Origin of the sequence: Streptomyces sp. (assembly GCF_036566765.1) — a bacterium.
GTDB lineage: Bacteria > Actinomycetota > Actinomycetes > Streptomycetales > Streptomycetaceae > Streptomyces.
Genome location: NZ_DATCVQ010000521.1, coordinates 1 through 6,185 on the forward strand (window position 1 = coordinate 1; position 6,185 = coordinate 6,185).

At 67.9% G+C, this 6,185-nt stretch carries 5 protein-coding genes and 4 pseudogenes; 3 read left to right on the forward strand and 6 right to left on the reverse strand.

Going from position 1 to position 6,185, the window contains the following annotated elements:
* Positions 1-617: TetR/AcrR family transcriptional regulator (locus VIU94_RS30325; protein WP_331916190.1), on the reverse strand; the 617-nt coding region annotated here is incomplete at its 3' end.
* Between the two features lie 137 nt (positions 618-754).
* Here VIU94_RS30325 and VIU94_RS30330 point away from each other — a divergent pair.
* Together VIU94_RS30330 and VIU94_RS30335 are read left to right on the forward strand one after the other, a co-directional pair.
* Positions 755-1,894 (forward strand): FAD-dependent oxidoreductase, encoded by a 1,140-nt coding sequence (locus VIU94_RS30330; protein ID WP_331916192.1) that lies wholly within the window; start codon positions 755-757, stop codon positions 1,892-1,894.
* 144 nt (positions 1,895-2,038) lie between these two features.
* On the forward strand, positions 2,039-2,638 hold the full coding sequence (locus tag VIU94_RS30335) for an SMI1/KNR4 family protein (protein WP_331916194.1): 600 nt from the start codon (positions 2,039-2,041) through the stop codon (positions 2,636-2,638).
* A gap of 21 nt (positions 2,639-2,659) precedes the next feature.
* On the opposite strand, the pseudogene VIU94_RS30340 reads toward VIU94_RS30335, so the two are convergent.
* The 5 genes and pseudogenes from VIU94_RS30340 to VIU94_RS30360 form a co-directional block, all read right to left on the reverse strand.
* A pseudogene (locus tag VIU94_RS30340) lies at positions 2,660-3,532 on the reverse strand (IS5 family transposase).
* A gap of 143 nt (positions 3,533-3,675) precedes the next feature.
* Positions 3,676-3,768: pseudogene (locus VIU94_RS30345) on the reverse strand (excalibur calcium-binding domain-containing protein); the annotation flags it as partial.
* A gap of 625 nt (positions 3,769-4,393) precedes the next feature.
* Positions 4,394-4,873, reverse strand: coding sequence for a DUF6023 family protein (locus VIU94_RS30350; protein ID WP_331916196.1), 480 nt, complete (start codon positions 4,871-4,873; stop codon positions 4,394-4,396).
* Positions 4,870-5,565 (reverse strand): hypothetical protein, encoded by a 696-nt coding sequence (locus VIU94_RS30355; RefSeq protein WP_331916198.1) that lies wholly within the window; start codon positions 5,563-5,565, stop codon positions 4,870-4,872. Before VIU94_RS30355 ends, VIU94_RS30350 begins: the two co-directional genes overlap by 4 nt.
* A 159-nt stretch (positions 5,566-5,724) precedes the next feature.
* A pseudogene (locus VIU94_RS30360) lies at positions 5,725-6,026 on the reverse strand (hypothetical protein); the annotation flags it as partial.
* On the opposite strand from VIU94_RS30360, the pseudogene VIU94_RS30365 reads away from it, so the two are divergent.
* Positions 6,027-6,185: pseudogene (locus VIU94_RS30365) on the forward strand (tyrosine-type recombinase/integrase); the annotation flags it as partial.

The following is a 6,185-nucleotide window of genomic DNA, read 5'->3' on the forward strand; positions in this document are numbered from 1 at the left end:
GGTTCGGGGTCATGTTGGGCGACCGTGGTCGTCCAACCCTGGTCGAGCAGGAGACAGGCCTGGTCGATGGCGGCGGCGGGATCGGGGCAGGAGTCGGCGAACGCGAGGGTTTCGAGGGTGAAGCGGGCGTAGGCGGCGCAGATGAGGTCGCCGGGCGGTCGGCCGGTCTGGTCGGCGAGAGCACGGGCCAGGGCGTGTTCGTGGCGCAGCCACATCGTGCGGGAGTACTCGCGCAGGGCCGGGGTTTCCTGGATGAGCCGCTGGAAGCCGGCGAATCGGGGGTCTCGGGTGTGGGCCGAGTCGGCGAAGCCGGTGAGGTAGGCGCGCAGGGCGTGGGGGACGGTCTGGCCTCGCGGCCGGTCGGTGACCGCGCGGACGAGGGCGGCCTCGTTGCGGGCGTCCTCGTCGAAGACCAGGGCCTCTTTGCCTTGGGGGAAGTGGTTGAACAGGGTCGACACCGACACGTCGGCGCCCTCGGCGATCTCGCGGACGCCCACCTGCTCGTAGCCGCGCTCCAGGAACAGCCGCAGCGCGGTGTCGGCGATCGCCTGGCGGGTGGCGGCCTTCTTGCGTTCGCGCCGCCCACCCGTTCCCGCGCGGTCGATCGTCTCTGCCATGTCTTCAACCCTACCCGGCATAAGGCAAACTTGGAACGGTTGCATGTTTGGAGCTGTTGCAGAACAATGTAGGCGGTGCCCCATGAGTCCGCGGCGCAGGGTCGCGGCCGTGATCCGGCGCCGGCGAAGGGGACACCATGAACTCCGTAGCACCCGCCCAGGCCAGGATCAGCATCATCGGCGCCGGACCCGGCGGGCTGACCTGCGCGCGCATCCTCCAGCGGCGCGGCGTCGCGGTCACCGTCTACGACCGCGACCCGGGCCCCGAGGCCCGCAACCAGGGCGGAACCCTCGACCTGCATGCCGACAACGGCCAGATCGCCCTGCGCGAAGCCGGCCTGCTCGACGAGTTCTTCGAACTGGCCCGCCCAGAAGGGCAGGAGATGCGCCAGATGGACCCGACCGGCACGATCACGTTCCATAAGGTCCCGGAGGCTGACGAGCTCTTCAAGCCGGAAATCGACCGCGGCCAGCTGCGCGACCTGCTGCTGGACTCCCTGCAACCGGGAACCGTGCACTGGGGACAAGCCCTCGGCAGGATCACCGGGCCCGCCGACGGGCCGCGGCAGCTGCACTTCACCGACGGCACGACCATCGAGACCGATCTGGTCATCGGCGCCGACGGCGCCTTCTCCCGGGTACGCCCGGCCGTTTCTCCCGCCAGCCCCGAGTACACCGGGGTGAGCTTTCTGGAGGCGCGGTTCTCCGACGTCGAGAACCGCCACCCCGACATTGCCGAACTGGTCGGCCTGGGCGGCGCCGCCGCAGCCGACGGCGACCGCGGCCTGTTCGCCCAGCGCAACAGCGGAAACCACATCCGCGTCTACATCATCCAGCGAGTCCCGGTCGACTGGATCAGCGCGAGCGGCCTGACCATCGACGACACCGACGCCATCCGCGCCCTGCTCCTCGACAGGTACGCCCACTGGTCGCCCCGCATGCGCCAGATGATCACCGACAACGACGGCCCCTACGTCGACCGCCCGATCTTCGCCCTCCCCGTCCCGCACACCTGGGAGCACAACCCGACCGTGACCCTGCTCGGCGACGCCGCCCACCTCATGCCCCCGCTCGGCGTCGGCGTCAACCTCGCCATGCTCGACGCCGGCGAACTCGCCCTCGCCCTCGCCGACTCCGCCACCGTCGACGACGCCATCCGCGCCTACGAGGAGACCATGCTCCCCCGCTCCACCGAGACGGCCAAGATCCTCGAAGGCGGCGCCGAGCACCTGCTGTCCCCCGACATCCCCGACTTCGGCGACGACGGCGCAGTTTGAATCCATGCAACGAGCGCAAGCCTGTCTGAAGCCGCCTAGGGCCTGTTGGGAAAGTGCTGGTCACAGCCGACGACGTCTGGCTCCGCCATGCTGGTTGTCAGTGCATTCTCGTAAGCTCGCGGCGACCTGATCGAAGGGATTGCCATGGAAGACCCGACGGGCATCGCAGAGCTGGCTAAGATCCTTCCTCCAGATCTTGGCGCTGACGAGGAGATCGACTGGGTGGCCGCGGAAGCGCGGTGGGGCACACGGCTCCCGCGGGACTACATGGCATTCATGTCCGTGTGGGGTGCTGGCTCGTTCGAGGAGGTCTGCATTCTCATGCCCCTGCCGAAGGAGTACGTCCAGTGGGATCCAGGGACCTTCGAGGAGGAGACGGAGAACGCCCGCTACACCTGGGAGATGCTGGACGGCCAGGAGGGCCTCGACATCAACCCGGACCACATCCTCGCCTGGGGTGTCACCTCCGGCGCAGACATCCTCTGCTGGCTGACCACCGACCCCGACCCTGACCAGTGGCCGGTCCTGGTCTGCGGCCGCCACACTCATGACGACTTCACCCTGTTTTCCTGCGGCATGGTCGAATTCCTCCGCAAGCTGCTCCTGGACGAGTTCGATCCTTATCCGATCAGCATCGATATCCGCGGCGCATCACCCCGCTACGTGCACTGGCTCGAGCAGCAACGTCGTTGGAAGGCCGGCCTGGACCGGTACTCCGGTGAGCCACGGTCTGCCAACCGGTAGGAGTTGTTGCGGCCCTGCTGGTCACAGCCACTCGTTGATTGCTGCGACCAGCAAGGTCGCGTGATATCGGACTGCGAGCTTGTCGTACCTCGTGGCGACCGCACGGTGGCGCTTCAGGCGGTTGATCCCGCACTCGACGGCGTGGCGCTCCTTGTAGTCGTCCTTGTCGAACTTCGGCGGGCGGCCGCCCCGGGAACCGAGCTTCTTGCGGTTGCGAACCTGGTCGGCCTTCTCCGGGATGGTGCACCGCACGCCTCGTCTGCGCAGGTAGGCGCGGTTCGCGGGAGCCGTACGCCCTGTCCGCGCGGACCTTGTCCGGTTTCGTACGCGGTCGGCCCGGTCCGGTCCGGGGCACCCGGATACCGTCCAGGACCAGCTGGAACTGGGGACTGTCATGTCGCTGGGCGGCGGTGACGAGCAGGGACAGCGGCTTCTGCCCCTGCTCGACCGCCAGATGCAGCTTGGTGGTCAAGCCGCCGCGCGAGCGCCCGAGGCCGTGGTCATCGGGCTCGGTGTCGATGCCCCCAGGAGGCTCCTTCTGCAGGTCCCCCTTTTACGCGCCCCGGCAGCATGCTGGTGGGCCCGGGCGATTGTGGAGTCCACGCTGACCTCCCACGTGATCAGACCTTTCGCGTCAACTTCGGCCTGCAGCTGCTCGAGGATCCGGCTCCAGGTGCCGCTGCGCTGCCATCGCCGGAACAGGTCGTAGGCCCGGTCCCACGGCCCGTAGCGCTCCGGGAGATCGCGCCACGGCGCACCGGTCCTGGTCCGCCACCGGATGCCGTCGATCAGCTTCCGATGTGTCCAAGTCCGAGGGCGGCCAGGCTTCTTTCCCACCGGCAGCAGCGGCTCCAGACGCTGCCACTGGCCGTCTGTCAGATCACCACGTCCCACGGCTACCGATCATCCACGACCTTGATCCACTTTCGCAACACGCCCTAGAACCCCCGTCATTCCGTTCCCAGGATGTTCCCGTCGGGCACGCAAAGGACCCTCCGTGGTGTCCACGGAGGGTCCTTGCGGCGAAATCCTGCGGCTCACGGTGGATACGGTTCGCAGGCCCATCCGTCGCCATCTCGGTCCAGGTGTGGCCCGTAGCCAGGCTGGCCTAGATAGATGGGTGCGGCACCCGCGGCTCGCGCCTATCACTGCGGCTGCCAACAGCGGCACGACTCCCACATGAACGGGGCGGCTCACGGGCGTCACCTCACACCATGAGGCTTCTTCCCTTCAGACTGCGCCGCCACTACCGGAACAGCAACGCGAGGCGAACGCCCATCTGCCCCGGCGCCTGAGCTTGGGAATCACCGATCTTTGAGGCTAAACGGTGGCGCTCTGAACAGGGAGAACGGGCGTCAGTGACGCTTGCGGAGCTCCCCATGACACCCGCCGTCGACCGCCGTTCCCCGCTCCATCTGGCACGCGTCTGGCACGGCCGGAGCCGGTTGTCAGTCCCAGCGACTAGCGTGCGACACGTTGGGCCGGCCAGACACCGCACCTGCGGGCGACGCGGCCAAGGGGGGTGGCTCAGAAGAGGACGCCGACAGCCAATCCGCGACCTCGTGCAGCTTCAACCCCACCCCCCTCTCAACAACCTTCTGATCCATAGCTCTAGCGGGATCGGTCAGACATGGCCATTCCGGCCGCTATTAGGCCCCGGAGGGACGCCACCGGACGGGGGTGGGAGCTGGGGTTGCGGTACGGGGCTGCTGTACCGCACGACCGTCACCAGCCGCGCCAGGGCTCGGCAGCGCGTCAGTGGCGCTCCTCCGCATTGATCTGCCAGGCGACGGCCCCGGACGCTCCCGGCCTCGCCTTGACGGTGAGTGGCAGTTCCGCGGGCGCCGATGGGATCCGGTAGGTGACGGGTTTGCCGTCGCAGTCCTGAGCCTGGGAGGGCGCAGAGCCGATGGTCACGTCGACGGTGCCTGTGCCCGCGCATGCGACGACGGCCTCGTACCTCTTTCCCTTCGTGAGGGGAGAGAGGTTGCGGGCGCCTTCCTGCACCGTGGTCAGGCCTGATTCGACGAAGGCTTCCTCGTCCACCGAAACACCGGACACGGCACTCTTCGCGCGTTCGGCGAGGGGATCGGAGCCGGGTGACGGTGTGGTTGTCGTGGCCGAGGGCGCTGGGGTGGACGGTCTGGCCACCGGGTCCGACGGATCGGTCGTGCAGCCGACGGCAAAGGCAGCAAGCACGGCGGTGAGGAGCATGGCCGGCGGACGGCGGATCATGAGCTGGTCTCCCAGTAGCGCCACCCAAGCTCGTCCCTGTCCGGAATGTTGAACGTGGCGGTGCGCACGAGGGTCTTGCCGCACCTGTCGGCGCTGGTCGTGTACTTCCGCCAGGTCACTCGGCGACCCCAGGCACCGTAGGTGGTGTGCCCGTACTTGTTGTTGCTGATGTTGCGCCGATACTCGTGGCCGATGGTGATGCTCGCTTCGACCCCAAGGGTGACGTCCACCTTGGCCTTGGCTGCGGCAACGACACCGCTGACCTCGGTCTCGAAGCCGGCCGTGCCCTCGATCTTCAGCTTGCCTCCGGTTTCGACCTTGACCACCATCGTGCCGCCCGGTCCGTCCTTGAAGGAGGTTCCGGGCCACTTCATGTGAATCGTGGGGGACGAGGCGATCTCGTACCACGTCCTGCGCGGGTTGTCACAGGCCATGGGTGCAGGATCGCCCGCGCTCCGCTCCCCGCCCTCGGAGACGTCCGGCAGCTTGGCCATGGTGTCGTCAACCGGGTCGTACGTCTGGCTCGGACCGTACTCGACGCCGGGCCCCGCCGCCGTTGCGGCTGCCGGCTCCTGGTCGGGTTCCGGGGTGGTCGCCACTGCTGACGTCGTGACCGTCGCCATGACCACGGCCATGGCGGGTATGAGGATGAGCCTTCGTCCCATCTTGTCGTGCATGAATTCCCCCTGCATTTGCGCCTCCTGGTCGAGAGAGGCGGGTCGTCAGTGACCCTAGGGATACGAAGCGCGACCGCGCAGGCAGAAAGAATCACTCTGAGGAGAACTTGAGGATCACGGCATAGCAACCCGGGGAGGGCAGGGAGCAAGCAGTCCTTGATCCGCTGATCCAACCCGGCTGATGGGAACCTCGTAAACGACCTCGCACAGCGCCGCGGGCACGATGATGTCCGCCGTCTCCACGGGTCGACCTTGGTCGCTGTAGTACCGAGCCGCGCTGCGATCTCCGCCGGCGCCGGAACCTTGGCCTCGGTCCGACTCTCCCAATCCCCTTGCCTGCCCGCGGCCTTCATGTCGGCGTGGAACGGAGAACCGCCGCCCTGCTCACGCGCCGAGGAGCGGACCACGCGCACCCGCAGCCGAGGCTCGGCGACGTACGTGCCGGAACCGGCACGCCCCTCCAGAACCCTCTGGGAGTTCACGCAGCCTTTGTCCTCGCGATCGCCATGGGACTCCGACGCGGCGAGCTGGTCGGCCTCCGCTGGGCGGACGTGGACCTCGACAAGCGCGTGCTCTACGTGCGGCAGCAGACCCAGCGCCGCCGGGGCGTGCTGTACGACGACGATCCCAAGGGG